This window comes from Fundidesulfovibrio sp., assembly GCF_058402725.1.
The window spans coordinates 1-1,996 of sequence record NZ_JBZVFJ010000359.1; the positions used below are offsets into that span (position 1 = coordinate 1).

The following is a 1,996-nucleotide window of genomic DNA, read 5'->3' on the forward strand; positions in this document are numbered from 1 at the left end:
GAAGCGGGTTTCCGTGAGGTCGCCGTTCTTGAGCACCTGGACGACCAGGGCCTGGATCTGGCGCTTCTGTTCGGGGGTGTAGATGTCGTAGTCGCGGATGGAGCGCATGAACAGGATAAGCGCCCGCCACTTGGAGTTGCGGGGCACGCCCAGGCGGTCAAGGGTTTCGCAGATGCCGTCGAAACAGCGCTTGCCATCCAGATTGACAGGCGAGTGAGCCTTCATCCCTGAGCGATAGCCCATCACAACGCCCTTGCCAAGCCCCTGCGTGGAAGGCTTCGCCATGGGTGCTGTCCGGCATTGCGGTGGTCCGGGCGGGGGCGGGGCGTGGGTTCCCTCCAGCGCGCGGCGCGCCGTCGCCGGGGGCGCTGCCTGGGGGGAGCGCCCGCGCCAGAACGCGCCAGAACGCGCCGGAACGGGCCGGAGCGGCCCTGCCCGGGCGGGTTGCAGGATGGCCCGCCCGGGCGCGCCGCTACTTCCAGCCCAGGCTCACCCGCGAGGGGCCGCGCACCGCCGTGACGGCCATGGACGATCCTCCCCGGGACTCCACGATCTCGCCGCCCTTGAGCAGCACGTCGCGCCCGATGTCGGGGTTGGTCACCCAGGCCTGGCCTTCAAGGCAGGCCACGCGCGCCAGGCGCTGGCCCTCCAGCACGGCGGTCTGGCCCTGGGCCAGCGTGACCACGGCACGCCCGCGCGGGGTCAGGGCGAAGAGCAGGCGCTGGAGGAACGCCGAGAAGGCGTTGGGAAACAGGGCGTCGCGCGCGTCGTCGGCCAGTCCGCGCGACTCGCAGGGCCAGTTGCGGGGGGTGGATTCGTATGCCATGGGATGCCTCCTTGTTTTCGCTTTTCGTCAACCAGAATAACTGTTACCGGAACAGACACAGATCAAACGAATTTCGACCGGAGCAGATCAGGTGCAGCCCGAGTCCTACCGCTACGAGACCGTGCGTCAGAGCGTGCTGGAGCAGATCGAGTCCGGCGGGCTCAAGCCCGGCGACAAGGCGCCCTCCCTGCGCCGCCTGGCCCAGCGCATGCGCGTGAGCCTCTCCACCGTGCTTCTGGCCTACGGCCAGCTGGAGAGCGAAGGCGTGCTGGAGGCCCGTCCCAAGTCGGGGTATTTCGTGCGCGCCCGGCAGAACCGCCTGCCCCTGCCCCGGGTGAAGTCCTGCCCGGACGAGTTCCCCGAGACGCTCAACCGCGCCCGGCTCATCGGGAAGCTCCTGGAGAACATGGCCCGGCGCGACCTGGTGCCCCTGGGCGTGGCCCGCACCGACGAGGCTCTGCTCCCCCTGGCCCAGCTCAACCGCATGCTGGCCCAGAGCCTGCGCGACGAGGGCGAGCGCACCGGCTACTACGGCCCCGTGCCGGGGCTGGAGTCCTTGCGGGTGCAGATCGCCTCCCACTGCCTGGACGCGGGCATCGAGTGCGGCCCCTCGGGGGTGGTGGTCACCAACGGGGCCATGGAGGCCCTGCACGTGGCCCTGCGCTCCGTGACGCGCCCCGGCGACACCGTGGCCATCGCCTCGCCCACCTACTACTGCTTCCTCCAACTTCTGGAGAATCTGGGGCTGCGCGTCATCGAAGTGCCCTCGCGCCCGGGCGAGGGCGTGCGCCCGGCCGACCTGGCCCTGATCACGGAGCGCTTCCGCGTGGCGGCCTGCGTGCTCACCCCCAACTTCAACAACCCCGACGGCGCGCTCACCCCGGACCCGGCCAAGGCCGAGATCGTGGAAATCCTCGCCCGCACGGGCACGCCCCTCATCGAGGACGACGTCTACGGGGACCTGCACCACGGCCCGGAGCGCCCCCGCTGCTGCAAGACCTACGACCGCGAGGGTCTGGTGCTCCACTGCTCCTCCTTCTCCAAGAGCCTCTCGCCGGGGTACCGCGTGGGCTGGCTCATGCCCGGGCGGGTCCTGGACAAGGCCCTGGAGATCAAGGCCACCGTGAGCGTGGCCACCGCCACCCCCACCCAGATGGCCGTGGCCGAGTT

General features: G+C 70.3%; 2 protein-coding genes and 1 pseudogene. 1 reads left to right on the forward strand and 2 read right to left on the reverse strand.

Features of this window, described 5'->3' with window-relative positions; genetic code table 11:
- Positions 1-225 (reverse strand): annotated as a pseudogene (locus ACV4UX_RS19625) (GGDEF domain-containing protein); the annotation flags it as partial.
- Between the two features lie 247 nt (positions 226-472).
- Positions 473-826: a DUF2917 domain-containing protein gene (locus tag ACV4UX_RS19630; RefSeq protein ID WP_491594959.1), complete on the reverse strand. Its 354-nt coding sequence runs from the start codon at positions 824-826 to the stop codon at positions 473-475.
- A gap of 91 nt (positions 827-917) precedes the next feature.
- On the opposite strand from ACV4UX_RS19630, the gene ACV4UX_RS19635 reads away from it, so the two are divergent.
- Positions 918-1,996: aminotransferase-like domain-containing protein (locus ACV4UX_RS19635; RefSeq protein ID WP_491594960.1), on the forward strand; the 1,079-nt coding region annotated here is incomplete at its 3' end.